The following is a 26,290-nucleotide window of genomic DNA, read 5'->3' on the forward strand; positions in this document are numbered from 1 at the left end:
TGCGCGCAGCTTGGGCGAAGGCGCGCGGACACGTCAAGCTAGTGCTGGGATAATTTGTCGCAGAAGTCTCCGGAATGCGCCTGAAGGCCTTGTGCCGTCTGGCGTTGCGGGATCAGGCGGGTTGGCGTCTGCGGCGGGTGACCGCCATGGCGCCAAGCGCAAGAAGGCACGAACCGGCGACGGGAATCACGATCCATGCGAGCATGTTCCAGCCAAAGGCATTGTAGATCTGCCCTGACATCAGCGAGGCAAACGCCGTGGTCGAGAAGAGCAGGAAGTCGTGCACGCCCTGAACGCTGTTCTTCTCCGATGGCCGGTAGCATTCGGCTACCATCGCGGTCGCGCCGATGAAGCCAAAATTCCAGCCGATCCCGAGCAGGATCAGCGCTGTCCAAAACTGCCAAAGCTCGATGCCCGATAACGCCACAATGGCGCAGGCAATGAGGGTCAGCAGTCCTGTGGCCACAATGGTTTCCTTGCCGAAGCGGGCAATCAGCCGGCCTGTGACGAAACTCGGCGCGAACATCGCCATCACGTGCCAGGAAATGCCGAGCGTCGCCTCGTCCGGCGTGAAACCGCAGCCCACCATGGCCAGCGGCGCGCCTGTCATGACGAAGCTCATCAGCGCATAGGACGCGATGCCGCAGAAAAGCGAGACCAGAAAACGTGGTTGCAACAGGATCCGGACCAGCGGGCGGGCCGGCTCGTGATCATCAAGCACTGCGGAAGGAGCTTCCTTGGGCAGGCGAAGAAAAGACAGGATCAAAGATCCCAGAAGGCCAAGGAACACAAGTGCTGCGAAGGCGCCGGCAAACTGTATCGGTGCAAACAGGTCACGCGTGTAGATCACGGTTTGCGGGCCAATGATCGCGGCGAAGACGCCGCCGCCCAGCACCCAGGATATGGCTTTGGGCTTGAAGTCAGAGGGCGCATTGTCGGCCGCCGCAAAACGATATTGCTGCAGAAACGCGTTTCCGATTCCGGTCAGCAGGAGTCCGAAGGCGAACAGCCAGAAGCTGCTCTGGAAAAGAGCCGTCGCAGCAACGAAACCGCCGCTCGCCGTCACGAGACCGCCAGCCATGAAGCCGTTGCGGCGGCCGACGGCGCGCATCAGGGCGGCAGCGGGAAGTGCGCCGAGCGCGATACCGACATTGAAACCCGTTACGGGAGCCGTTGCGAGCGATTTGTCGCTGCCGAGCAGATAAAATCCGGCGAGACCGCCCATGGAGATGGCGATCGGGGCGGCGGATCCAACGATGGCCTGTGCGGAAGCAAGGATCAGCGCGGTGCGTTTTGCCTCGCGGTACAGGTCATCGCGCGTGCCGGTCATTCCGGATCTTTCCCCCTGCCCTCATTGCGGCTACGCCGGGCGACCCGGTCGAGCACGGCATTGACGAGCTTCGGCTCGTCCTCGGTGTAGAACGCCTTGGCGATGTCCACATATTCAGAAACAATTACGGCCACCGGCACATCCTTGCGTCTGGTCAGCTCGTAGACGCCGGCGCGCAGGATGGCGCGCAGCGTCGAATCGAGACGCGAGAGCGGCCAGTCCTCCGTCAGTGCCTTGCGGATCACCGGATCGATCGTCTTCTGGTCTTCGACAACGCCCGACAGAATGGCGCGGAACCATTGCGGATCGGCATCGCGGTAAAGCTCGCCGTCGATCTCCTTGCCAAGGCGGAAAAGCTCGTACTCTGCGGTGGTCTCAAGCAGGCCGGTGCCTGCAACGTCCATCTGATAAAGCGCCTGAACGGCTGCAAGGCGGGCTGAACCCCGTTTGTTGGCCGGGCGAAAGCCGTCTGCGGTCGGTTCGGTCACATCAAGCTCCCATGCGCTGTTTGAGCGCAATCATCGTCAGTGCTGCCTCGGCGGCAAAATATCCCTTGCCCATGCTCTCGCCGCTGGTTCCTTCACTTTTCTCGATACGGGCGAGCGCCTGCGCCTCGTTCTCGACAGTCAGAATACCATTGCCAATGGCGAGATTCTTCTGCACGGCCAGATCCATGAGGGCGCGGCTCGATTCATTCGCGACAACATCGAAATGATAGGTCTCGCCACGAATGACACAGCCAAGAGCCACATAGCCATGATAAAGCCCGCCGCCGTTTCCGGACGCTGCAAAGGCGATCGCGGCAGGCACTTCAAGCGCACCGGGAACGGTCACCACGTCATAGGATGCACCGGCGGCATCCAATGCTGCCTTTGCACCTTCAAGAAGGCCATCGGCCAAATGGTCATAGAAACGGGCTTCGACGATCAGCAGCCTCAGGGGGCGCGCATCGGCCATGGACATTCTCCACACGGCTAAAACTCTAGAATGAGAGCGCTGCCTTAAGCCTCTTTGGCCGCGTCCGCAAGACGTGCGGCGTAACGGGCCATCGTATCGACCTCGATATTGACCCGGTCGCCCACCTTTCGCTCTCCCCAGGTGGTGACGGAAAGCGAATGATGAATGAGCAGGACGTCGAAACGCGCGCCCTCCACGCGGTTGACGGTCAAAGACGCGCCATCCAGCGCCACAGAGCCCTTGGGCGCGATGAATTTGGCGAGTTCCTTCGGCGCTTCAAGCACGAAGCGAACGGCCTCGCCCTCATCCCTGCGCTCGACAATTTCAGCCATTCCGTCCACATGGCCCGAGACGATATGTCCACCTAGCTCGTCGCCAACCTTGAGCGCACGTTCCAGATTGATTCTATATCCTGGCTGCCAACGCGAAGCCGTGGTCAGCCGCAGCGCCTCTTCCCACGCCTCCACCTCGAACCAGCGCGTGTTCGCGCCCGCTTCTGGCAGTTTCACCACGGTGAGGCACACACCTGCGCAGGCTATGGAAGCGCCAATGTCAATGGTCTCCGGATCGTAGTGGGTCTCGATGCGCAGCAGCACCCCTTCGTCGCGCGGGGTGACGGACTGCACCACACCTATGTCCGTGACAATGCCGGTGAACATCAGTCGCCTCTCACATATTCCAGATACATATCATCGCCAAACCGCGCTTCGCGCAGCAGGTGAAAACCTTCCGGGATATGGTCGCAATCGATCGGTGCGGCAATCCCGCCAGGGCCGATTTCCGATGGCCCAACAAAGAGTGCGAGTCGGTCGACCACCCCTTCCTCGATGAACATCCGGGCAGTGAAGGCCCCACCCTCCACCATGAGGGTCAGAATACCCCGCGCTGCCAGATCCTCCAGAAATTCCGGCAATGCGATCTCGCCGTCATGGAGTTCGACGCCGAGAAAGTCGACGCCGGCCTCGGCCAGGGCCTTTCTGCTTTCCGGCTGACAGTTTTCCGCCGCCGTGATCAGAACTGGCACATCGCGTGCAGACTGTGCCAGAACGGACTGCACCGGGAGCTTCATCCGCCGGTCGAGCACGACGCGGAGCGGTGAGCGGTGTTCAAGCCCCGGCAGCCGGCAGGTCAGCGACGGATCGTCCGCCAACACCGTACCGATGCCGACGAGGATAGCGTCGCTCTCCGCCCGCATCATGTGCGCCTGCCTGCGTGATACGGGGCCGGTGATTGCAACCTGTCCCTCCCCTTTCCGGCCGATCATCCCATCGGCAGATATGGCAAGCTTGAGAGTCACTTCCGGACGTTTCTTCATGGAGCGAGTGAGATAGCCGCGCAACATGTCCGTGGCGTCTTCTGCCAGCACCCCTTCCACCACCTCAATGCCCGCTTCGCGCAGGATGGCGTAGCCCCTGCCGCTGACGCGCAGGTCGGGATCGCTCGCCGCTCCCACCACACGGGCGATGCCGGCGGAGACAAGCGCATTGGCGCAGGGGGGGGTGCGACCGTGATGCGCGCAGGGTTCGAGCGTCACATAGGCTGTTGCCCCACGCGCCGCCTCGCCCGCTTCTGCCAGTGCCTGCGGCTCGGCATGCGGGCGCCCGCCAATGGCGGTGATGCCACTGCCCACGATGCGTCCATCGCGCACGATCAGCGTTCCAACAGAGGGATTGGTGCCGGTCAGGCCGAGATTGCGGCGCGACAGCCGGATCGCAGCGGCCATGAACCGCCGGTCGAGCTCGCTGGCCGGCGCGCTTTCCATCCTCAGTCCTCTTTGCCTTTCAGTTCACCCAGAACGTCCTGAAAATCCTTGGCTTCGCGAAAATTGCGATAGACCGAGGCAAAGCGCACATAGGCCACGTCATCCAGCGCCTTCAACGCATCGATGACAAGCAGGCCGATGTCGTCGGAAGGGACTTCCGTCTCGCCCGAGCTTTCGAGCTGGCGCACGATGCCGGTGACCGCGCGTTCCACGCGCTCTGGCTCCACATTGCGCTTTCTAAGTGCGATATCGAAGGAACGCATCAGCTTGTCGCGGTCGAACGGCACCTTGCGGCCCGACCGCTTGACCACCACCAGATCGCGCAGCTGAATGCGCTCGAATGTGGTGAAACGCCCGCCGCAATCGGGACAGGCGCGCCGTCGCCGGATCGCCGCCCCGTCTTCGGCGGGGCGGGAATCCTTTACCTGTGTGTCTTCCGACTGACAGTACGGACAGCGCATATCGGGCCCTTGTTCACGAATCCATTCGTGACTGCTTACCCCAGATAGGGGTAAAGCGGGAAGCGCTCGGTGAGTGCGATCACCTTGTCCTTCACAGCCTGTTCGACCTTGGCGTTGCCCTCGTCAGAGTTCGCTGCCTTAAGACCGTCGAGCACCTCGGCGATCAGCTGGCCGATCTCGCGGAACTCCGCCGTGCCGAACCCGCGCGTGGTGCCAGCCGGCGTGCCTAGACGGATGCCCGATGTCACGAAGGGCTTTTCGGGATCGAAGGGGATGCCGTTCTTGTTGCAGGTGATGTTGGCGCGGCCAAGAGCGGCCTCGGCGCGCTTGCCCGTTGCGTTCTTGGGGCGCAGGTCCACGAGCATCAGGTGGTTGTCGGTGCCGCCCGACACGATATCGAGACCGGTTTCCTTAAGGCTCTCGGCCAGAGCACGGGCATTCGCCACCACATCGCGCGCATAAGTCTTGAAATCCGGCTTGAGCGCCTCGCCCAGCGCAACCGCCTTGGCGGCAATCACATGCATCAGCGGGCCGCCCTGCAGGCCCGGGAACACGGCCGAATTGAATTTTTTCGCCAATGCTTCGTCATTGGTGAGGATCATGCCGCCGCGTGGGCCACGCAGTGATTTGTGCGTCGTGGTGGTGACCACATGGGCATGCGGCACTGGCGACGGGTGCTGGCCACCGGCAACGAGGCCGGCGATATGGGCCATGTCGACCATCAGGTAAGCGCCGATCTCGTCGGCAATCTCGCGGAAACGCTTCCAGTCCCACACCCGCGAATAGGCGGTGCCGCCGGCCAGAATCAGCTTCGGCCTGTGTTCCTTGGCCAGCCGCTCCACCTCGTCCATGTCGAGCAGGTGATCGTCCTTGCGCACACCGTAGGAGATGGGGTTGAACCACTTGCCGGACATGTTGACCGGCGAGCCATGGGTCAGGTGTCCGCCAGAATTCAGGTCGAGGCCCATGAAACTGTCGCCCGGCTGCAGGAGCGCCAGGAACACGGCCTGGTTCATCTGCGAACCGGAATTGGGCTGCACATTGGCGAACCCGCAGCCGAACAGCTTTTTGGCGCGCTCGATGGCCAGTTCCTCGACGATATCGACATACTGACAACCGCCATAATACCGCTTGCCCGGATAACCTTCCGCGTATTTGTTGGTCAGGACCGTGCCCTGCGCTTCCATCACGGCGCGCGAGACGATGTTTTCCGAGGCGATCAGCTCGATCTCGTGACGCTGGCGGCCAAGTTCCTGACGGATTGCGGAGAAAATGTCCTGGTCGCTGTCTTCGAGCGGTCGGGTGAAGAATGCGTCGGTCTCGCTGGAAGCGGCGGCGGTCGCAATTGCCATGGCGGTGTGTCCCCTTCGATGATGGATCAAATGCGGAAGTGGCGCATCTAGCACTTTTCCCCCGACCTCACCACGCCTGCCGGCGAAAATTTATGCTCCGCAAACGCAACAGCCGCCCGTTTCCGGGCGGCTGCGGCAATTCATCATGGCTGCGTCGGTCAGAGCGCAGTCGAAATCTGCAATTCGCTCGCCCCGTCCCGTCCATAAATGTCGTCGCGCAGGTGCACGGCACCGTCGCCCGTCGACCAGGCGGAGATATAAGTGAAATACACAGGAACAGGATTGTTGAGCGAAACCCGGACATCCTCGTCGTTCTGGATCGTCTGCTCAATGCGCCGGCGGTCCCAGCCATCGGTCTCACGCAGAAGCCAGGTGACGAGGTCGCGCACGTTCTGAACGCGCACGCAGCCCGATGAATAAAACCGGTCGAGATCGCGAAACAGCCCCTGCTGCGGCGTGTCGTGCATGTAGACGGCGTGCGGGTTTGGAAAATTGATCTTGATCGACGCCATCGCGTTGATCCGGCCCGGATCCTGGCGGAAGCGGTATTTTGCAGCGTCGTCCGTCGACCAGTCCACCGTCAACGGATCCACCTCGCTGCCATCGGGCGCGATCAGGCGGATATTGTTGTCCGTCAGATAGTTCGGGTTCTTGCGCATCAGCGGGATGATGTCCTTGCGGACGATCGAAACGGGCGCATTCCAGTAAGGATTGATGATGATTTCATTGATCTTGGAATTCAGGATCGGCGTCTGGCGGTCGATCTTGCCGACAATCGCCGTATGACGCAGCATTACGCGGCCATTGTCCACCGCCTCGATTTCAGCAGCAGGGATGTTCACCACCACATAGCGGTCACCAAGGAAACCGGACATGGAGCGAAGCCGAACCAGGTTGGTCTCCAGTTGGCCGAGCCGAATGGCTGCGGGGACATTAAGGGCTGCAAACGTGTGCCGCCCCGTCACACCGTCGGCAGGCAGGCCGTGCCGTGCCTGAAAACGCTTCACCGCCGCATCCACGTAGGAATCGAACGACTGCGACATGCCCGCGCGCTCCGAAAGATCGCCCGAGATCATCAGCCGGCGGCGCAGGATCTCCACATTGGGATCGACCACGCCCAGCTCCAGTTTCTTGTCATCCGGCACGCGAGGCCAGCCGCCCTGCGAAACGATACTGGAATACTCCATGATCGCGCGCTCGACATAGGACACCGTTTCCTGGCTGAAGATCGGAAGGTTGGACGCCACCTTGCCGCCGCTGCTTGCCCGCGCGTCAAACTGATCGTTCCAGGCGCCGCGCCGGGGCGAACGAATGATCGCTTCGATCAGGTCCTGGGCACTGGCGGCTCCGGTCATCGCTGCCGTTGCGGCTGCGCCGGCACCGGTTAAAAATAGGCGGCGGTTCGTCTTCATACGCGTATCCGTGCTCTCTTGGCTTGTCAGCCCCTTTTCCGGGTGCTGCATGCAGTCCTGCAGCTATACATGCCTCGACTGCGTTAAGAATCCGCGAACCCTACTTAGAAACTGGCGCTGACGCGCCGTGCGGTCTTCACAAGGCTGCATTCCACCGGATTATGACCTTAACGTGACCACGCGTCACTTTAAGCACGATAACAAACGCGTGAAAGCCGGCGTCCCGCCACGCCGGCCTTCACTGGCTGCACACCGGCGCGCAGCCAGGTGATCAAGATGAGACTACATGCGGTATGCGATCGAGTCGTTCCAGAAGCGATCCAGCCGCTGAAGGGCGCGGTTCATCTGGCTGAACTCGTCAGGGCTGATCCCGCCCACCTGCTCAATGGAGCCGATATGACGGTTGTAAAGCCCCTCGACCACCTTGGCGACCTGCACACCCTTGGGCGTCAGGCTGATGCGCACCGAACGACGGTCGACGCGCGAGCGCTGGTGGTTCACGAAGCCGAGATCAACCAGCTTCTTGAGGTTGTAGGAGACGTTGGAGCCGAGGTAGTAGCCGCGCGAGCGCAGCTCGCCAGCCGTCAGTTCCGTGTCACCGATATTGAAGAGCAGCAATGCCTGGATGGCATTGATATCGCTGCGTCCGTTGCGCTCGAACTCGTCCTTGATCACGTCGAGCAGACGGCGGTGCAGTCGCTCCACGAGCTGGAGAGATTCAAGATAAAGAGAACGCAGTGCATCTTTGCGTTCGTCATTCGTAGCGGCAGGTTTCGCCGCGGGTCGCGAAGTATTCATAACTAAAGCCTCTCGTTTGACGCCGGTGATTTTTGTTTTTTGTCTCACCTTGGCCTGACCCTATCGAATGCTTCTAAAATTCGACTTAAACACTAGCCTTAACAACGCCTTACAAAAGCCGCCCCTGCAAACACAGCTAACAGCCGGTAAACCGGGCTGTGGACATTCGATGAAAGATTGAGAGAGGCGTTGACCCGGGATGGGAAGCAGCCGGGCTACTGCATGGCTTTGCGTCTGCTGCGATAGCGGACAAAACGCAACGCACCGTAGCTGGCGGCCACCAGAAGGTGGAAGCCGATCAGCGGATAATTGTCCCCGAAGAGATCCGATAACGGGCCGTACATCATCACCTCAGCGGCAGCGCACAGAAACCAGATGACTGCGCCCCACGGAGCGATCAGCCACAGACCGACCGAAGCAAAGGGATAGATAACGGCCAGAATGACACTGGCGACCTGCCAGTGGACCGGCATCAGATCAAACCGCCACATCAGCCCTGGATAGAAGCCCAGAAGCCGGACCCAATAAAACAGCCCCATGATCAGGCAGGCGAGCGCGATCGCTCGATGGAAGCCGGAATAAAAACTGTCGAGCTGCGACGGTCTGGTGGACGTTAGGCCGGAAAGGGTCTCGCCGTTCACAAACTCAGCTCCCCGTCGGGCAATGGCGCGAAATACGCGTTGATGCGTTCTTCACTGACCTCGCTCAGCGTTTCCGGTTGCCAGCGCGGCGTGCTGCCCTTTTCTACCAGCACGGCACGAATGCCCTCGTAGAAGTCGTGCCCGGTGAGCATCCGGTTGAGGATGCGGAACTCCATCTTCATGCACTCGTCCATTTCCAGCATTGCACCAGCCCGCACCTGGCGGAATGCGACGCAAAGGCTGGTGGGCGAGCGCTTTTTGATTGTTGCCAAGGTTTCGCGTGCCCATTCATCCTGATCACCGGACAGCGATTCCAGGATTTCAGCAAGGCTTCCGAAGGAGAAGTGGCGCGCAATCGCGTGTATGATTGCCTCGTTCAACTCCGACTCGGCCTCGCCGCTGAACACGGAGAGCGTTCCATCCACATCGTCGGTTTCGCACAATGCCTCGGTGAGAGCCGGCAAATTTTCTGCATCCACCGAATGTGTGGCCAGCCCCGCGGCACAGGCGTCGCCACGGCGAATGCGACTGCCGGTCAGGGCCAGATACATGCCCAGCTCGCCAGGCAAACGCGACAAAAGGTGACTGCCACCGACGTCGGGGAAGAAACCGATCCCCACTTCGGGCATCGCAAAAATCGCATTTTCAGTCATCACGCGATGGGAACCATGGAAGGAGACGCCGACACCTCCGCCCATGACGATACCGTCAATCAACGCGATATAGGGTTTTGGAAAACGGGCAATCGCGGCGTTGAGCCGGTACTCGTCCGCGAAGAAGTCTGGACTGGCCTTGCCTTCGAGCCCGGCGCGGTAGACATCCAGGATGTCGCCGCCTGCAGAGAAGGCCCGTCCCTCCCCGCGAATGATGACGCGCTCGACTGCTCTGTCGGCCTCCCAGGCCGAAAGTGCCCGAGCAAGCGCGCTGACCATGCCGTGATTGATGGCATTCAAGGAGGTCGGCCGGGAAAGCGTTACGAGCCCGGCACGCCCGACCTGTTCGAACAGGATATCTCCAGCGCCACCGAAATCGACCTTCACCGGAACCCCCAATCGTTGCAAAAGCAGCAAACCCTTTAAGGTGATTATTCGCCGCTACCCGGGCCGTCAATGCTATAAGCGGATGCGACCACAGGACACCGGACGCGGACTTGGACCGGTTTCACCTGCATGATAGAGAGACGCCACACTGGAGTCGAAGCCGTGAACAAGTTTTCCTGCACCATCAACAGTCTGGGCACCCGCCGTACCGTCGACGAGATCACGGGCGGTCGACGACTGCGACGCACCCGCAAGGCCGACTGGTCGCGCCGTCTTGTGCGCGAGACCCATCTGACGGTCGACGATCTTATCTGGCCGCTGTTCCTGATGGAGGGTGACAACCGGCAGGAGCCACTCGAGGCAATGCCCGGTGTCATGCGGCACACGGTCGATCATGCGGTAAGACAGGCGGAGCGGGCAGCGAAACTGGGCATACCCGCCATTGCCACCTTCCCCAATATCGACCCCGGGCGCAGGGATGAAACAGGCTCCCATAGCCTCGACCCGGACAATCTGATCAACCGGGCCACCCGCGCGATCAAGGAGGCGGTGCCGGAGATCGGCGTGATAACCGATGTGGCACTCGATCCGTTTACCAGCCACGGCCATGACGGGATCCTGCGCGATGGCGAGATCGTCAATGACGAAACAGTCGCCCTCATTGCGATGGCGGCCGTCGGACAGGCTGCGGCAGGCGCCGACATCATCGCGCCCTCCGACATGATGGACGGCCGCATCGGTGCGATCCGTGACGCACTCGATCAGAATGGCTTCCAGGATGTCGCCATCATGTCCTATGCAACAAAATTTGCCTCTGCCTTCTATGGCCCTTACCGCGAAGCGATTGGTACGGGCAGTCTTCTGAAGGGCGACAAGAAGACCTACTATATCGATCCCGCCAACAGCGACGAGGCCATCCGGGAAGCCGAGCAGGATCTTCTGGAAGGAGCGGACATGTTGATGGTGAAGCCCGGGCTTCCCTATCTCGACATCGCCCGCCGGCTGAAAGACACATTTGCCGTTCCGACCTTCGCCTACCAGGTGTCCGGCGAGTTTGCGATGATCAAGGCTGCGGCGGCCAACGGGTGGATCGACGGTGAGAAGGCCATGATCGAGAGCCTTCTTGCCTTTAAACGCGCCGGTTGCGACGGGATTCTCACCTATTTTGCACCCGAAATGGCGGAATTGCTCTGATTTCACGCCCGAGAGCTTGAAGCGCCGACAGGGTTACCCATCTGTGCGGTGAACCAACCGAAAGGCATTGTTCATGACAGCCCGGCCCCTTGATGGCGAAATCCTGAATACGGCACAGGATGATGGATATCTTTATCGCGGCGTTCGTACGCGCCGTATCGCAGCGTTTTTCATAGATTACCTGCTGATAGGGCTGATGATGATTCCGGTCGCGATCATCGTCGCTCTTCTCGGCATCCTGACCCTGGGTCTCGGCTGGCTTCTGTTCGGCATTCTCGCGCCCCTGACCGCCCTTCTCTATGTAGCGTTGACTTTGGGAGGCCGCCGACAGGCGACGCTTGGCATGCAGTTCATGGACATTCGGCTTGCGCGCCTTGACGGCGGGCGAGTCGATTCACTTCTGGCTGTGGTTCATACGGTCCTTTTCTGGGCGGGCAATGCGATCCTGACCCCTCTCATTCTCCTTGCGAGCCTTTTTCTGGATCACAAACGCACCGTGCACGACCTTCTGTTGGGAACCGTTGTCGTTCGCTCGAGCTAAATACCCCTAAAAGTTGTATTATTAACGCAACCATATACTTTAGATTTATACGCTGTGGGCGCCGCTGTATATTGATTCCTCTACGGGGGCATATTCGATACAGTGAGTATTTCGATGACTGATACTTTTGACGACGCCCGCCGGTGGGAGACCACTTCTGAGAGCCGCAGAACGGAAATTCACATTCGCCAGGGAAGCTGGCTGCACCTCCGCCGCGTTCTCGCGCTGTTCATCGATTATGCTCTTTATGTCGCTTTGGCTTTCGCTCTCGCTGTCGGTGCGACGTTGTTGATGGAGTATCTGACCGGGGTCGGCGGAACGCAGGGCCTTACGACGCATGGATTTTCCGAACAATCCGTCAACGCCTTCTATACGATGGCCGCAGCGATTGCCTCTGTGGCGACGCTGGCCATAGTCCTGCTCTATATCGGCATCACCTTGGGAGGACGTCGCCAGGCGACTCTCGGGATGCGCGTTCTTGGGCTGCGTCTTGAGCGCCTCGACAATACGAAGATTACGGCCCGGTATGGGATCGCCCATTTTCTATTGTTTCTGGCGACCGCGACGGTTTTCACACCGCTCATCCTGTTTGCGCCTTTCGTTCTGGCCAACAGGCAAACCCTTCATGACCGGTTGCTCGACATTGTTATCCTCGGCTCGCCCGAAAACCTGATACCCGGCGCAAAGCCCTGAAACTTGACCATCAGCCGACGGCAAGCAAAAATCTTTCTCAACCGATGCGGTCTACTCCCCTCATTTGTCCGGCTTTTCACAGCATGGGACAAATCCATGCTTGCGGCGCGCCTGCCCGTGCTTATTCTCCTCAACGGATCGCAGGCGCAAATCATCGCCTGCGCTGACAGCGTCAAGCAGCGGGACCTGAATGGCCGATTTTCATCTCTGGGCGACCTATGCGATCATTCTCGCAACCGTCGCCGCCTATGTCAGCGAACGCTTCACACTGGAGAGCGTCGCGCTCGGCAGTCTGGTCGCCTTTCTGGCACTCTTTGCGTTCATCCCCTATGAAGGGGCGTCCGGCGCGTTGCCGCCCGATGAACTTCTGTCCGGTTTCGCCAACCCTGCGCTCGCGACGGTTCTGGCGCTGCTAATCGTCGGACAGGGGCTGTTTGCCACTGATGCACTCGACAAACCAGCCCGCATATTGGCGAAGTCAGCGGGTAGCTCGAGCACGCGAACCATCATCATAACGCTCCTCACGGCGGCGATGCTGAGCGCGATCTTGAACAACACCCCTGTGGTCGTCATCTTCATTCCGGTGCTCATCGTTTTTGCCGCACAACGCAATTTCCCGGTTTCAAAGGCGCTGATGCCCTTGTCGTTCATGACCATTCTAGGGGGCATGACCACGCTGATCGGATCATCCACCAACCTGCTCGTGGCCGGCGTCGCGGGCAAGGCCGGCATTTCGATCGGCTTCTTCGACATCACAATGCCCGGCCTGCTTCTGGCGGCCACGGGGGCGCTCTACGTCTTTTTCGTCATGCCACGAATCCTGCGGGATTCGAGCAGCGAAAAGACCTTTCGGCAGATGCAGTCCGGAACCCAGTTCATCGGCGAAATTCGCGTGGTGCCGGGTCATCCGTTCATCGGCAAGGAATCCAAAGCCGGCCTGTTCCAGGGGCTCGGCGATCTTACTCCCCGCCTCATCGTTCGGCGCGGAATGAGCTTTCATCCTCCTTTCGAGAATGTGGTGCTGTCGGAGGGGGACCGCCTTATGGTGACAGCCACCCGACGCGCCTTCACGCAGGCGCTTTCGCATGGCGCGGCCGGGCACATTGCCGAATCGGACTCAGCGACGGTAGGCCCCGACTACCACATCGCCGAAGCCGTCATTCCGCCTGGCTCTCGCCACGCCGGACGCACGATCCGCAATGCCGGGATCGAGACCGAGCACAGTGTCCACATGCTGGGTGTACAGCGCAAAAGCCGGATGGGCCGCACTCCGGTCTCCGACATCCGGCTCGAACCCGGTGACACGATCCTTGTCGGCGGCACCGATCGCGCGTTCGAGGATCTGCGCGAAAGCCATGATCTTCTTGTCCTGGAATGGTCTGCCGAGCCCGTCCCCCAGCGCCGCAAAGCCTGGATCGCTTTCGTGATTTTCGCTGGCATCGTCGTCACGGCAGCGCTTGACATTGCGCCGATTGTCGCCACCGCCATTGCCGGCGCCTTTGCCATGATCGCCACGGGCTGCCTGACACTCGCCCAGGCTGGCCGTGCCTTTGATCGGCAAATCTTCCTGCTCGTGGGCTCGGCTATTGCTGCAGCGACGGCGCTGGAGCGGACAGGTGGCGCGCAACTCATTGCCGATGCGGCCGTTGCCGCGCTTGAAGGGCAAGCGCCCGCAATCATTCTTTCAGGCTATTTTGCAGTGGTCGCCATTCTGACCAATTTTCTTTCCAACAATGCAACAGCCGTGCTTTTCACACCCATAGCGCTCGGAATTTCTGCCGCCATCGGCGCACCTCCGGAAGCCTTCATCGCGGCAACCATTTTTGCCGCAAACTGCTCTTTCGCAACGCCGATCGGCTACCAGACAAACCTGATGGTCATGGGCCCCGGCCACTATTCTTTCCGCGATTTCATCAAGGCCGGCATGCCGCTGGTGGCGATAATTTGGTTGACGTTTTCGTTTGTCGGGCCATGGTATTATGGGCTTTAGGACCAGGAGTGACGCCCTACCGACATGACTCAGCAACCCGCCCAATCGCCGCAGTTCTTCCTGACCGCGCCTTCACCCTGCCCTTATCTGGAAGGGCAGTTCGAACGGAAGGTGTTCACCCATCTGGTGGGGGACAAGGCACCCGAACTGAACGATTTGCTGACCCAGGGCGGCTTCCGCCGCTCACAGAACATCGCCTATCGCCCGGCCTGTGAGACCTGTCGCGCCTGCGTTTCCGTCCGCATCCTCGCGCAGGAATTCCAGCCAACGAAAAACATGAAGCGCATTCTCAAGCAGAATGCCGATCTCATCGGCACCGCCCGTGATGCCGAACCGTCAACCGAACAATACACCCTGTTCCGTTCCTATCTCGACGCCCGGCACAAAAAGGGCGGCATGTCAGACATGACCGTGCTCGACTACGCAATGATGGTCGAAGACACGCATGTGAGTACCCAGGTGATCGAGTATCGCCGCCGCGGTCCCGACAGTTTTATCACCGGCAGGGGCGAGGGCGAACTGATGGCCGTGGCGCTGACCGACACGATGGGCGACGGACTGTCGATGGTGTACTCCTTCTTCAATCCCGAGCTCACCGATCGCTCGCTCGGCACCTTCATGATCCTCGACCACATCAATCGTGCGGTCGCCGCCGGGCTGCCGCATGTCTATCTCGGATACTGGGTCAATGGCTCGCGCAAAATGGCTTATAAGGTGCGTTTCAAGCCTCAGGAACATCTGGGCCCGCAGGGATGGGAACGCGTCGACTGACCGTCGATGTTAAAAACCTTTCTGCATCTGCCATGCCTCCCCCGGAAGGGTCTTACATGTCCACTCCTCCCGCTTCCTCCTCGCATGCCAAGGGGCTCGCACTGACAGCTTTTGGCGGCATGGCGCTCACCATCGATATTCCGCTGATACGGCTCGCCGACGGCGATCCCTGGCCGATCCTGATGGTCCGTAGCGGCCTGACCGTGACGGTGGCCCTTATCGTGTGGTTGATCTGGCGCGCATTCTCCAGAAATGTCCCGCCTCTCGTTCCCGGCCGGGTCGGGCTGGTGGTCGCCTGTCTCTACGCACTCTCCGCGCTCTGCTTCATCACCGCCGTCTACAACACGTCGACCGCCAACCTTGTGTTCATCCTCGCCTTCAACTCGATGTTTGCCGCGCTTCTTTCATGGCTGTTTCTGAAGGAGAGGCCGAAACCGGTCACGCTGATGGCCATGGGGGCCATGCTGATCGGTGTCCTGATCATCGTGGGCGGTGGCATCGGGGCCGGCAATCTGTTTGGCGATGTGATGGCGCTCGGTGCCGCATTCCTTCTTGCAACGGCCATCACCATCACGCGCGGCAGCGGGCGCGACATGGGGTTTGCCGCGCTCGTGGCCGTGGCACTACCCTTCATCGTCGCGGTGGTCATGACCGTCCAAACCGGCTACCGCATCGAGGCTCCCTGGTGGATCATCCTCAATGGAGCGGTGATCATGCCGATTTCCTTCTTTTGCCTGTCCAATGGCCCAAAGTACATTTCCGGACCCGAAGTGGCGATGTTCTACCTTCTGGAGACAGTGCTGGCGCCAGTCTGGGTCTGGCTCGTCTTCTCAGAGGTGCCAAGCAGCGCCACCCTCATCGGCGGTACTATCCTGATCGTGACACTGATCGCCCACTCGCTGTGGCAGCTGCATTCAGGCCGCAAGCGGCGACTGGCGCAAGGCGTGATGCGCCACCCACTGTAGGGTGAGCCGCGAGAGCGCAGTGACAGACACCCGCTATTTTTTCTTCATGGCCTGAGCCAACGCAGCCGCAAGCGCGCCCTGCGGCTCACTGCTGCCGCGCCCGCCCGGCTTTCCGCCGCCATTGCGTGGCATCCCGCCACGGGCAGATTTGCCCTGATCGCGCGGACGACCAGCGCCGGTTCCACCGCCGGCCCCTGCCCCGGTGGTTCCGCCGGCATCCCTGCGCATGGAAAGGCTGATGCGCTTGCGCTTGATATCCACCTCAAGCACCCGCACCTTCACCACATCGCCCGCCTTCACCACCTCATGGGCGTCCTTCACGAAACGGTCGGCAAGCTGCGAAACATGGACGAGACCGTCCTGATGGACGCCGATATCGACGAAGGCGCCGAAGGCGGCGACATTGGTCACCGTGCCTTCAAGACTCATGCCGGGTTTCAGATCCTTGATGTCGTCGATACCTTCAGCAAACGTCGCCGTGCGGAAAGCCGGGCGCGGGTCGCGACCCGGTTTCTCTAGTTCGGCGATGATGTCGCGTACCGTCGGCAGGCCGAAACGCTCATCCACGAATACGCGCGGATCGAGGGCCTTCAGCGCCCCGGCATCGCCCATCAGCGAACGCACGTCGCGCCCGCAGGAAGCCACGATCTTGCGCGCCACGCCATAGGCTTCCGGGTGGACAGAGGAGGCATCCAGCGGCTCCGTGCCGTTCTGGATGCGCAGGAAGCCGGCGCACTGCTCGAAGGTGCGCTGACCAAGCCGCGCCACCTCCAGCAGCTGCGTGCGGCTTGAGAAAGCGCCATGAGCGTTGCGATGGGCGACAATCGCCTCTGCGATCGATTCTCCAAGGCCCGAGACGCGGGCGAGAAGCGATTTCGATGCCGTGTTGAGATCGACACCCACCGCGTTCACCGCGTCTTCAACCACCGCATCCAACGCCCTGGCGAGACGATACTGGTCGACGTCGTGCTGATACTGGCCGACACCGATGGATTTGGGTTCGATTTTCACCAGTTCGGCCAACGGGTCCTGCAGCCGTCGCGCGATGGAAACCGCCCCACGCAGCGACACATCGAGATCGGGGAATTCGGCTGCCGCCGTGGGCGATGCCGAATAAACCGACGCGCCGGCCTCCGACACCACCACCTTGAGCGGTTTGGGCGCGGGCATGTCGGAGAGCATGTCGGCTACCATCTTTTCAGTCTCGCGGCTCGCCGTGCCATTGCCGATGGCGATGAGTTCCACACCATGTTTTCGAATAAGCGCGGAAAGTGCCGCCTGGCTGCCGCGCAGATCATTGCGAGGCGGGAAGGGATAGACCGTTTCGGTATCCAGCAGTTTTCCGGTTCCATCTACCACCGCAACCTTGACGCCGGTGCGGATGCCCGGATCAAGCCCCATCGTTGCGCGCGTTCCCGCAGGAGCGGCCAGAAGCAGATCCTTCAGATTGCGGGCAAAAACGTTAATCGCCTCTTCCTCGGCCCGCTCGCGCAGATCACGCATCAGATCGAGGCTCAGATGCAGGAAAAGTTTGACACGCCATGTCCAGCCGGCGACCTCCATCAGCCACTGGTCGCCAGGCAGAGTGCCGCCAATCTCATAGGCTGCCGCGATCATGCGCACGGCCGGTTTCAGCGGACTGGTGTCGTCGTTATCCACTTCCAGATCGAGCGCCAGCACGTCCTCATTGCGGCCGCGCAGCATGGCGAGCGCACGGTGGCTCGGCACACCGGCCCAGCGCTCTGAATGGTCGAAATAGTCGGAAAATTTCGCGCCCGCCTCTTCCTTGCCCTCGACCACGCGGGCGCGCAGCACCGCACGTTCCTTCATGTGATTGCGCAACTGCCCGACCAGGTCGGCATTTTCAGCAAATTGCTCGGCCAGTATGTCGCGCGCGCCCTCAAGCGCGGCCTTTTCATCCGGCACCTCTTCGCCCAGATAATCCTTCGCAAGGTCTGCCGGCACTTTCGAGCGATCCGCCAAGATGGCTTCGGCGAGCGGTCCCAGCCCGCGCTCGCGCGCAATCTGCGCCTTGGTGCGCCGCTTGGGTTTGTAGGGCAGGTAGATGTCTTCAAGCTCGGCTTTTGTCGCTGCGGTAGCGATCTTCGTCTCCAGCTCCGGCGTCAACTTGCCCTGCTCGCGGATCGAACCGAGGATCGTATCACGCCGCTGGTCGAGCTCGCGCAGATAGGAAAGCCGCTCGGAGAGCGTACGCAATTGCGTGTCGTCGAGTCCGCCCGTCACCTCCTTGCGGTAGCGCGCGATGAACGGAACGGTTGCCCCTTCATCCAGAAGCCCGATGGCGGCTTCCGCCTGCTCCGGGCGGGCGCTGATTTCGGCGGCGATGAGGGCGGCAATGCGTTTGGGGTCTGCGGACATGGAATTCCCTGAATCGATTGGTGAGGCGAAGATAGTGCCAATCGCCTTAGCCTGCCGCTCACAAGAAGCGCTTTTCCACAATCGGGAATGTGAGGGGCCAGGTGCGCTGAGAGGGAGTGCGTCCTTCGACAAGCTCAGGATGAGGGACGCACGGCGCGGAAACAGGCATCCACACCGCAGCGCAAATCAGCGCGGTGCGAGATCGGCGATGAGGTCGTTCACCACTTCGGCCATCAGCATGGAAGCGGAGAAATCGAACTCGTTTATGGCGACGAACACGCCCACACCACGCGTGGGGGCAAAGGCGTGATAGACAAACATGCCCTGCCGTCCGCCAGCCTTCTGCAGGATAAGCGGGCGATCACCTTCCGGCTGCATCACCACCCAGCCAAGCCCCATCGCATCCATATGGCCGGATTCATCAAAACCGTAGGTCGGATCGAGCGCGTCGCGCTGGACATAGGAGGCATGGTTGAGCATCCGCATCTCGGCCATGTCCGACGAGAATTGATCGAGATGCCACTTGAGCCATTTCAGCATGTCGTTTGTGGTCGTGTAGAGACCGCTGGCCCCGGCCATGACCGGCGTGTTGGGAACATCCGGCAAGGGTGAACCGTCGAAATTGTGCCCCTGCATCAGGCGATCGCGATCAGCCTCACCGGGTGCAAGCGTGGTGTCTTTCAGCCCCAGTGGCTCCAGCACACGCTCGGAAAGCAGCTCGGCATAGGGCTTTCCGGCGGCGGAGCCGAGAGCGACGGCCAGCATGTCAAACCCGAAATTGGAATAGAGCCCGCCCGTTCCGGCGGGGAAAAGCTGCACGCCTTCCGAAAGCGCCTTCGAATAGGCTTCCTTCGTCACCGTCGAGAACGGGTCATCGGCCGGCCCGCGCTCCACATCCACCTCGCGCGGCAGACCCGAAGTATGCGTTGCCAGATCGATCAGGCGAATGGGTTTGTCATCGAGAACGGGGATCTCCACGTCCCAGCCCAGCCGATCCTGCAGGCGATCGGTAAAATTGACCGTCCCGTCGGCCACGAGGCTTGCAAGAACCGCGCCGGTGAACACCTTGCTGATCGAGCCGACCCGCATCAGCGTGTCGCCATCTGGCGTCTTGCCATTGCCCTTTGCGGTTTCGCCGAATCCAAAAACAGCTGTTTCACCATCCCGCACGGCACCGATGATGAGCCCGGGCACATCCGTCTGCAGATAAAGAACCTGTCCGGAAAAGGAGACGGCTTCCTCAAGCAGGCTGTCTTTCGATACAGCAGGCTGCGCGAGCTCCAAAAACCCGACCAGCGCCAAAGCGGCCACAGCGGGTTTCATTCCTTTCATCCGGTGCAGCATTGTTGCCTCTCCTCTGTCTGCACGATCTCCTTCAGACCCGGCTGGCGATCCTCATCCGAATTTGCCGGTGCGCGGAAACCCTTTCGGTGCCATGCGGCCGGCGGCGGCACGGTTGCCCATCCATTCGGTGAGTTCCTCCCGCGTCTTGACGAAAGTCCGGTCAGCCGAATCCTTCCAGGAAAGTCCCTCTTCCATGGCGAAGGTCTTGATGTCGGAGACCCCGCCATCCTTGTAGCGCTGCAGGCGCACCCCCTTGCCGCGCGTCATCTCCGGCACTTCGGCGAGCGGGAAGACAAGCAGCTTGCGGTTCTGGCCGACGACCGCCACATGGTCGCCCGAAACCGGCAGGCAGAGCTTGGCCTCGTCCGGGGTCTTTACATTCATCACCTGCTTGCCCTTGCGGGTGTTGGCCACGATCTCCTTCTCGGCCACGACGAAGCCGTTGCCCAGATGCGAGACAACCAGAAGCTTTCGCTCCGGATCATGCGCAAAGGCTGTCACGATGGCCTGATCATTGTCCATGTCGACCATGATGCGCACCGGCTCGCCATGGCCGCGACCGCCAGGCAGACGATCGGCGCCGATGGTGAACACCTTGCCGCCCGTCGTGAAGAGCAGGATCTTGTCGGTCGTCTGTGCATGGAAAGCGATCTTGAGGCTGTCGCCTTCCTTGAAGGACAGAGACGAGAAATCCGCCAGATGCCCCTTCATGGCGCGCAGCCAGCCTTTTTCGGAGAGTACCACCGTGATCGGCTCGCGCTCGATCAGCGCCTCGTGCACCTCTTCCAGATCGTGCTCCGGCGCTTCAGCAAAGGTGGTGCGGCGCTTGCCGAGAGCCGGGTTCTTCTCCGGATCGAAGGTCTGGCGCACTTTGGCCACTTCCCAGCGCACCGTCTTCCACTGGCGTGCGGTAGAGGCAAGCAGCGCCTCGATGCCTTCCTTCTCTTCGGAAAGCTTCTCGAACTCCTTGCGGATCTCGAATTCCTCAAGCTTGCGCAGGGCGCGCAGGCGCATGTTGAGGATCGCCTCGGCCTGCGTGTCGGTCAATTCGAAGCGCGCGATCATCACCTTCTTGGGCTCATCCTCCTCGCGGATGATGCGGATGACCTCGTCAATGTTGAGATAGGCGACCAGATAGCCGGCCAGAATTTCCAGCCGCTTCTCGATTTCGGCGAGCCTGTGGCGCGAACGGCGCAGAAGCACCTCACGGCGATGGTCGAGCCATTCGCGCAACACCTGTTTGAGCGAGAGCACGCCCGGCACCTTGCCGCGCGAAAGCACGTTCATGTTGAGCGGGAAGCGGCTTTCCAGATCGGTCAGCTTGAAAACCGATTCCATCAGGAGTTCCGGAGCAACGGTGCGGCTCCTGGGAACCAGGACGATGCGGATGTCTTCCGCGCTCTCGTCGCGAATGTCTTCCAGGAGCGGCAGCCGGCGCGAGATGATCAGTTCGGCGATCTTCTCGATCAGCCGCGATTTCTGCACGCCATAGGGGATCTCGGTGACCACGGCCGTCCACATGCCGCGCCCCTGATCCTCCTTGTGCCAGCGCGCCCGTACGCGGAAACCGCCGCGACCGGTCGAATAGGCCTCGCGGATCGAGGCCTGATCCTCGACGATGATGCCGCCGGTCGGGAAATCCGGCCCCTTGACGAACTCGAGAAGGCGGTCCGGATCGATTTCCGGATCGTCGATGACGGCAAGCGCCGCATCGCAAACCTCGGCCGCGTTGTGCGGCGGGATCGAGGTGGCCATGCCCACGGCAATCCCCGACGAACCGTTGCACAGAAGGTTCGGGAACGCGCCGGGGAGAACCGTGGGCTCCTCGTCTTCCTCATTGTAGGTCAGGCGAAAATCAACCGCATCCTCGGTGATGCCGGTCAGGATTTCCGAGGCGACCTCGGTCATGCGCGCTTCGGTGTAGCGCATGGCGGCAGCGTTATCGCCATCGATATTGCCGAAATTGCCCTGCCCGTCGACCAGCGGATAGCGCATGGCAAAGGGCTGCGCCAGACGCACCAGAGCGTCATATATCGACTGGTCGCCATGCGGGTGGAACTTGCCCATCACGTCGCCGACGATGCGGGCGCATTTGGCAAAGCCCTGGTCGGGGCTGAGACGAAGGAGCCGCATCGTGTGGACAATGCGCCGATGCACCGGCTTCAGCCCGTCACGCACATCCGGCAAAGCGCGATGCATGATCGTCGACAGCGCATAGGCGAGATAGCGCTCTTCAAGCGCCTTTTTCAGATCAACCGGCTCGACGGCATCACCGCCGTCGCCACCGGGCGGAAGCAAATCTTTTCCCATGGGTTCGGGTTAGACCAGAGGGTGATTCGCGGCAAGGGGGGGAGTAGCGAGTAGCGAGTAGCGAGTAGCGAGTATGGATTGCCTCAGGCGACGCAGGTGTCCAGCCCTTTTTCCCTATTCGCTATTCCCTATTCGCTACTCGCTCTGTTCCCTCACCGCGTCACCTGCGCCAGGAACCGCTCGATGGTCAATGTCGCGGGATCGCCTGGTTCACCCAGCTTGCGCGCGATCGAGCCGTGGGTGTAGCGACCACCGTCGAACACGGCTGAACGCGCTCCACGCGCCCTCAGGAGATTGGAATAACCATTGGTCAGCGCCTTGCGGCGCGCGCCGTTGGAGCCCGAATGCAGGAAGAGATGCGGCGGGAAGCCGGAGCCGCGCCGGGCATAGGTGACGGGCGACCAGCGCACCCAGTCGTTGGGATCGGAGCCAAACGCATTGATGTAGGGATAGCCGAGCGAACCACGCATACCCGCGTAGGCAACCATGTCATAGGCCTGCACGTCGTTGGGTATGACCCCGCGGATAGAGCCCGCAACGTTGCGGGCGGCCGCCATGGCGACCAGATGCGCCCCGGCAGAATGCCCCATGAGCACGATGCGTGAGGGATCTCCGCCATAACGCGAAATGTTGGAGCGCACCCAGGCGATCGCCGCCGAAAGATCGTTCACCTGGCCGTCAATCGTCGTCTGCGGAACCTTGCGATAGTCGATTGCCACAAGCAGGTAACCGCGCGAGGTAAGCCATTCGGGAAGCGAATAGACCTTCTTGCGCGAGCCCTTCACCCAGCCACCGCCATGGGCGTAGATCACCACGGGCGCCTTGCGTTGACCGAAGGAGAAAAGGTTCATACGAACGACACCGGCCTGCGCCGTGCGGCCAGGACGGTCTGGCGCATGAATGTCGAGTTTCAGTCCCTGACGGTAGGTGATGCCTTCGTGGAGCTCTACGGCCTGTGCGGCCAGCGAAAACAACATCGTCAGGAAAAGCCCTGCCCCCAGTTGCCCCAATGCCCTCATTCTCTGCCTCTCCCGGAGATTCCTTGGTGGTGCTTAAACCATTCGAAGACCCGTAAAATTGACACAGGAATGCCCTCAGGTCATCCTCAGATCGCATTTTCAGCCAACGAACCTGTTGGGTGACTGTTACCTTACGCAATTTCAAGGAAATTCCCATGCTCAGCCACATGACCAAGCTGAAGTCTCTTTCGCTCGCTGCGCTTCTCTCGGCAACGGCGCTGCACTCCGCCTGGGCCTGGGAGGCGGAAGAGGTCGCCGCCCGCTACAAGACCCTGCTTGGAGATCAGGGGCTGACGGCGGAATGGAGCGGCGTCCGCCAGGATGGCGATTCGATCGTTCTGGAAAATGCATCTCTCGGCCTTTTGGACGTCGAGGCGAAGGTCGAGCTCGGTGATTTTCTCCTGGAGGACGTTACCGAAACCGACAACGTCTACGAGATCGGCCGAATCGCGGTCGACAGTTTCGAACAGTCGGAGGAAGGCTTCGATATCGCATTGAGCGGCCTTTCCGTCGAAGGGCTCATTCTGCCTAAAGAGGGCGAAAACGCGCCCTATGGCGGCCTGATGCAATATCGCCGCTTCGCGCTCGACAGCGCACGTGTGGGGAAAGAAGAAACGCCCGTCTTTACCCTCGAATCGCTTCACGCCAACACCACGCTTGGTGACGGCTCCGAGGCAATGTCTTTTGTCGGAGCCGTCGAGAATTTCTGGCTGGATGTCGCAACGCTTACCGACAACGGCGATGCGCGCAGCAAACTGGGCGAATATGGCTATGAGGAGCTTGCTGGCAGCGTTGATATGGCCGGTAGCTGGGCTCTGGCCGACGGTCGCATGAAGATCACGCGCTACGACGTCAAGGTCGAGAATGCCGGAACACTGGCGATCACGGCGGACATCAGCGGCTACACGCCGGAGTTCATCCGCACCCTGCAGGATATGCAGAACAAGATGGATAGCGGCACCGAACAGCAGAAGCAGGCGCAGGGCCTTGCCATGCTCGGCCTCATGCAGCAGCTCAGCCTGCATGGCGCCTCGATCCGCTTTTCGGATGCGTCACTGACTGGAAAGGTGCTCGCCTATGCGGCGGAACAGCAAGGGGTCAAGCCGGAAGACGTCGCCAATCAGGCCAAAGCCATCGTGCCTCTCATGGCCGGTCAGTATCTCGGTCCGGACCTGACACAGCGCCTCTCAAAGGCCGTTACCACCTATCTCGACAATCCGCGCAACATCACGATCAGCGTTGCGCCGGAAGAAGGGATTCCGTTCGCCGTTCTGATGGGTACTGCCATGGGTTCACCTGAAGCGCTGGCCAAGCAGGTGGGGCTTTCGATTACGGCGAATGAGTGAGTGGTGAATAGCGAATAGCGAATAGCGAATAGCGAATAGCGAATAGCGAATAGCGAATAGCGAAAAAGGGGGTGCAAGCCGTGTAAGGCCTGCAACCCCTTTTATTTTACGAACAGCTATTCGCTACTCGCTATTCGCTCATTCAATCCTTCTTGACCGGCGCCAGACGCAGGTTCAATTCACGAAGCTGTGCGGCGCTCGCTTCCGAAGGCGCGCCCATCAGAAGATCCTGTGCCTGCTGGTTCATCGGGAACATAGTGATCTCACGCAGGTTCTTTGCGCCAAGAAGCAGCATGACAATGCGGTCGATACCGGCCGCCATGCCGCCATGGGGCGGTGCGCCATACTGGAATGCGCGGTAGAGACCGCCGAAACGTTCTTCAACGTCCTTTTGCGTAAAGCCGACTTTCTCGAAAGCCTTGACCATCACCTCAGGAAGATGATTGCGGATGCCGCCGGATGCGATCTCGAAGCCGTTGCAAACGAGATCGTACTGGTAGGCTTTCAGCGACAGCGGATCCTCGCCCTCCAGCCCCTCCAGACCGCCCTGCGGCATGGTGAAGGGGTTGTGGCCGAAGTCGATTTTCTTTTCGTCCTCGTTCCACTCGTAGAAGGGGAAATCGACGATCCAGGCGAGCTTGAACTGATCGCGATCAATCAGATCGAGTTCTTCGCCCGCTCGTGTGCGGGCAGCGCCGGCAAAGGCGGCGAATTTCTTCGGGTCGCCTGCAGCGAAGAAGCAGGCGTCGCCGTCTTCAAGGCCAAGCTGGGTGCGGATCGCCTCGGTGCGCTCGGGACCGATATTCTTGGCAATCGGGCCGGCGCCCTCAAGGCTTTCGCCTTCCTTGCGCCAGAAGATGTAGCCGAGCCCCGGCTGCCCCTCACCCTGCGCCCAGGAGTTCATGCGGTCGCAAAAGGCTCTGGAGCCACCCGTCTTGGCCGGAATGGCCCACACTTCGGCTTTCTCGTCATTGGCGAGAATGTTGGCGAAAACCTTGAAGCCCGAGCCGCGGAAATGCTCGGAGACATCTTCCATTTCGATCGGGTTTCTGAGATCCGGCTTGTCGGAACCGTATTTGCGCATCGCCTCGTCATAGGGAATGCGCGGAAAGACGTCCGTCACCGGCTTGCCGTTGGCAAACTTCTCAAAGATGCCGCGCATCACCGGTTCCATGGTCTGGAACACGTCTTCCTGCTCGACGAAGCTCATCTCGAGGTCAAGCTGGTAGAACTCGCCCGGAAGGCGGTCTGCGCGCGGGTCCTCGTCGCGGAAGCAGGGCGCGATCTGGAAATAGCGGTCGAAGCCCGACACCATGATCAGCTGCTTGTAGATCTGCGGTGCCTGCGGCAGTGCGTAGAACTTGCCTTCATGAAGACGTGACGGCACCAGAAAGTCGCGCGCACCTTCGGGCGAGGAAGCAGTGAGGATTGGCGTCGAATATTCAGTGAAGCCCGCCTCACCCATGGCGCGGCGCATCTCGGCGATGATCTTCGTGCGCTGAACGATGTTCTTGTGCAACGTGTCGCGGCGCAGATCGAGGAACCGGTATTTGAGGCGGATGTCTTCAGGATAGTCCGGCTCGCCGAACACCGGCAGCGGAAGCTCCTTCGCCTCGGACAGCACTTCGATCTCGCGGGCGAAAATCTCGACCTCGCCCGTGGGCAGGTTCTTGTTGATCGTCTCGTCGGTGCGCGCCTTTACCTCGCCATCGACACGGATCACCCATTCGCCGCGGACAGTCTCCGCGGTCTTGAACGAGGGAGAATCGGGATCGGCGACGATCTGCGTCACGCCGTGATGATCGCGCAGGTCGATGAACAGGAGGCCGCCATGGTCGCGCACGCGATGCACCCAGCCGGACAGGCGCACATTCGCGCCCACATCGGATTTTCTGAGTTCGGCGCAGGAATGGCTGCGGTAGCGATGCATGGTCATATCATCCGTGTTCTGAAATTCGTGCCCGGAACAAGGCGAAACCGTCCCG

23 protein-coding genes are annotated in these 26,290 nt (G+C 60.7%); 7 read left to right on the forward strand and 16 right to left on the reverse strand.

The annotated features are described in order from the left end of the window. Positions 1 to 112: 112 nt before the first annotated feature. From P2W41_RS11900 to P2W41_RS11950, 11 genes are all read right to left on the reverse strand, one after another. The gene (locus P2W41_RS11900) at positions 113 to 1,330 is read right to left on the reverse strand and encodes an MFS transporter (protein WP_404933244.1); all 1,218 of its coding nucleotides are present in this window, start codon (positions 1,328 to 1,330) and stop codon (positions 113 to 115) included. After that, entirely contained in the window at positions 1,327 to 1,734 is a 408-nt protein-coding gene (gene nusB, locus P2W41_RS11905; RefSeq protein WP_374730086.1) for a transcription antitermination factor NusB, read from the reverse strand. Before nusB ends, P2W41_RS11900 begins: the two co-directional genes overlap by 4 nt. Positions 1,735 to 1,819: 85 nt before the next feature. Next, positions 1,820 to 2,287 carry a 6,7-dimethyl-8-ribityllumazine synthase gene (gene ribH, locus P2W41_RS11910; RefSeq protein WP_292894845.1) on the reverse strand — a complete coding sequence of 156 codons (468 nt, stop codon included), beginning with the start codon at positions 2,285 to 2,287 and terminating at the stop codon, positions 1,820 to 1,822. Positions 2,288 to 2,331: 44 nt separating this feature from the next. Further along, positions 2,332 to 2,946: a riboflavin synthase gene (locus P2W41_RS11915; protein ID WP_404933245.1), complete on the reverse strand. Its 615-nt coding sequence runs from the start codon at positions 2,944 to 2,946 to the stop codon at positions 2,332 to 2,334. Further along, positions 2,946 to 4,049, reverse strand: a complete 1,104-nt coding sequence (ribD, locus tag P2W41_RS11920; protein WP_404933246.1) for a bifunctional diaminohydroxyphosphoribosylaminopyrimidine deaminase/5-amino-6-(5-phosphoribosylamino)uracil reductase RibD — start codon at positions 4,047 to 4,049, stop codon at positions 2,946 to 2,948. The genes P2W41_RS11915 and ribD overlap by 1 nt, the downstream gene beginning before the upstream one ends. A gap of 2 nt (positions 4,050 to 4,051) precedes the next feature. Beyond that, a complete protein-coding gene (gene nrdR / locus P2W41_RS11925; protein WP_292894838.1) occupies positions 4,052 to 4,510 on the reverse strand; it encodes a transcriptional regulator NrdR in 459 nt (152 codons plus the stop codon). A 35-nt stretch (positions 4,511 to 4,545) separates the two neighbouring features. Then, positions 4,546 to 5,862 carry a serine hydroxymethyltransferase gene (gene glyA, locus P2W41_RS11930; protein ID WP_292894835.1) on the reverse strand — a complete coding sequence of 439 codons (1,317 nt, stop codon included), beginning with the start codon at positions 5,860 to 5,862 and terminating at the stop codon, positions 4,546 to 4,548. 158 nt (positions 5,863 to 6,020) lie between these two features. Next, complete coding sequence (locus P2W41_RS11935; protein ID WP_404933247.1) at positions 6,021 to 7,274, reverse strand: murein L,D-transpeptidase; 1,254 nt, start codon at positions 7,272 to 7,274, stop codon at positions 6,021 to 6,023. A 282-nt stretch (positions 7,275 to 7,556) separates the two neighbouring features. Beyond that, positions 7,557 to 8,072, reverse strand: a complete 516-nt coding sequence (gene ldtR / locus P2W41_RS11940) for a transcriptional regulator LdtR (RefSeq protein ID WP_292894830.1) — start codon at positions 8,070 to 8,072, stop codon at positions 7,557 to 7,559. A 215-nt stretch (positions 8,073 to 8,287) separates the two neighbouring features. Next, positions 8,288 to 8,713, reverse strand: a complete 426-nt coding sequence (locus P2W41_RS11945; RefSeq protein WP_404933248.1) for a DUF6163 family protein — start codon at positions 8,711 to 8,713, stop codon at positions 8,288 to 8,290. After that, a complete protein-coding gene (locus P2W41_RS11950) occupies positions 8,710 to 9,753 on the reverse strand; it encodes an enoyl-CoA hydratase/isomerase family protein (protein ID WP_404933249.1) in 1,044 nt (347 codons plus the stop codon). Before P2W41_RS11950 ends, P2W41_RS11945 begins: the two co-directional genes overlap by 4 nt. A gap of 162 nt (positions 9,754 to 9,915) precedes the next feature. Here P2W41_RS11950 and hemB point away from each other — a divergent pair, with 162 nt between their 5' ends. The 6 genes from hemB (at position 9,916) to P2W41_RS11980 (ending at position 15,907) form a co-directional block, all read left to right on the forward strand. Beyond that, positions 9,916 to 10,947, forward strand: coding sequence for a porphobilinogen synthase (gene hemB / locus P2W41_RS11955; protein WP_292894821.1), 1,032 nt, complete (start codon positions 9,916 to 9,918; stop codon positions 10,945 to 10,947). 73 nt (positions 10,948 to 11,020) lie between these two features. Next, the gene (locus P2W41_RS11960; protein ID WP_292894819.1) at positions 11,021 to 11,488 is read left to right on the forward strand and encodes an RDD family protein; all 468 of its coding nucleotides are present in this window, start codon (positions 11,021 to 11,023) and stop codon (positions 11,486 to 11,488) included. A gap of 114 nt (positions 11,489 to 11,602) precedes the next feature. Next, complete coding sequence (locus P2W41_RS11965; protein WP_292894816.1) at positions 11,603 to 12,181, forward strand: RDD family protein; 579 nt, start codon at positions 11,603 to 11,605, stop codon at positions 12,179 to 12,181. Between the two features lie 190 nt (positions 12,182 to 12,371). After that, on the forward strand, positions 12,372 to 14,171 hold the full coding sequence (locus P2W41_RS11970) for an SLC13 family permease (RefSeq protein WP_292894813.1): 1,800 nt from the start codon (positions 12,372 to 12,374) through the stop codon (positions 14,169 to 14,171). Positions 14,172 to 14,195: 24 nt separating this feature from the next. Further along, entirely contained in the window at positions 14,196 to 14,942 is a 747-nt protein-coding gene (locus P2W41_RS11975; protein WP_292894810.1) for an arginyltransferase, read from the forward strand. 56 nt (positions 14,943 to 14,998) lie between these two features. Beyond that, on the forward strand, positions 14,999 to 15,907 hold the full coding sequence (locus P2W41_RS11980; RefSeq protein WP_404933250.1) for a DMT family transporter: 909 nt from the start codon (positions 14,999 to 15,001) through the stop codon (positions 15,905 to 15,907). A 33-nt stretch (positions 15,908 to 15,940) separates the two neighbouring features. On the opposite strand, the gene P2W41_RS11985 is transcribed toward P2W41_RS11980, so the two are convergent. The 4 genes from P2W41_RS11985 to P2W41_RS12000 form a co-directional block, all read right to left on the reverse strand. Then, entirely contained in the window at positions 15,941 to 18,286 is a 2,346-nt protein-coding gene (locus P2W41_RS11985; protein ID WP_404933251.1) for a Tex family protein, read from the reverse strand. 186 nt (positions 18,287 to 18,472) lie between these two features. Beyond that, positions 18,473 to 19,609, reverse strand: a complete 1,137-nt coding sequence (gene ampH / locus P2W41_RS11990) for a D-alanyl-D-alanine-carboxypeptidase/endopeptidase AmpH (RefSeq protein ID WP_404933252.1) — start codon at positions 19,607 to 19,609, stop codon at positions 18,473 to 18,475. A gap of 72 nt (positions 19,610 to 19,681) precedes the next feature. Continuing rightward, on the reverse strand, positions 19,682 to 21,940 hold the full coding sequence (gene parC / locus P2W41_RS11995) for a DNA topoisomerase IV subunit A (RefSeq protein ID WP_292894799.1): 2,259 nt from the start codon (positions 21,938 to 21,940) through the stop codon (positions 19,682 to 19,684). A 152-nt stretch (positions 21,941 to 22,092) separates the two neighbouring features. Then, positions 22,093 to 22,959 carry an alpha/beta hydrolase gene (locus tag P2W41_RS12000; protein ID WP_292894796.1) on the reverse strand — a complete coding sequence of 289 codons (867 nt, stop codon included), beginning with the start codon at positions 22,957 to 22,959 and terminating at the stop codon, positions 22,093 to 22,095. A 167-nt stretch (positions 22,960 to 23,126) separates the two neighbouring features. On the opposite strand from P2W41_RS12000, the gene P2W41_RS12005 reads away from it, so the two are divergent. Next, positions 23,127 to 24,305: a hypothetical protein gene (locus P2W41_RS12005; protein WP_404933253.1), complete on the forward strand. Its 1,179-nt coding sequence runs from the start codon at positions 23,127 to 23,129 to the stop codon at positions 24,303 to 24,305. Between the two features lie 142 nt (positions 24,306 to 24,447). Here P2W41_RS12005 and aspS read toward each other — a convergent pair whose 3' ends face one another. Then, the gene (aspS, locus tag P2W41_RS12010; RefSeq protein WP_404934975.1) at positions 24,448 to 26,235 is read right to left on the reverse strand and encodes an aspartate--tRNA ligase; all 1,788 of its coding nucleotides are present in this window, start codon (positions 26,233 to 26,235) and stop codon (positions 24,448 to 24,450) included. Positions 26,236 to 26,290: the final 55 nt, after the last annotated feature.

It is taken from the genome of Nitratireductor sp. L15S-10, assembly GCF_045011005.1.
GTDB lineage: Bacteria > Pseudomonadota > Alphaproteobacteria > Rhizobiales > Rhizobiaceae > Nitratireductor.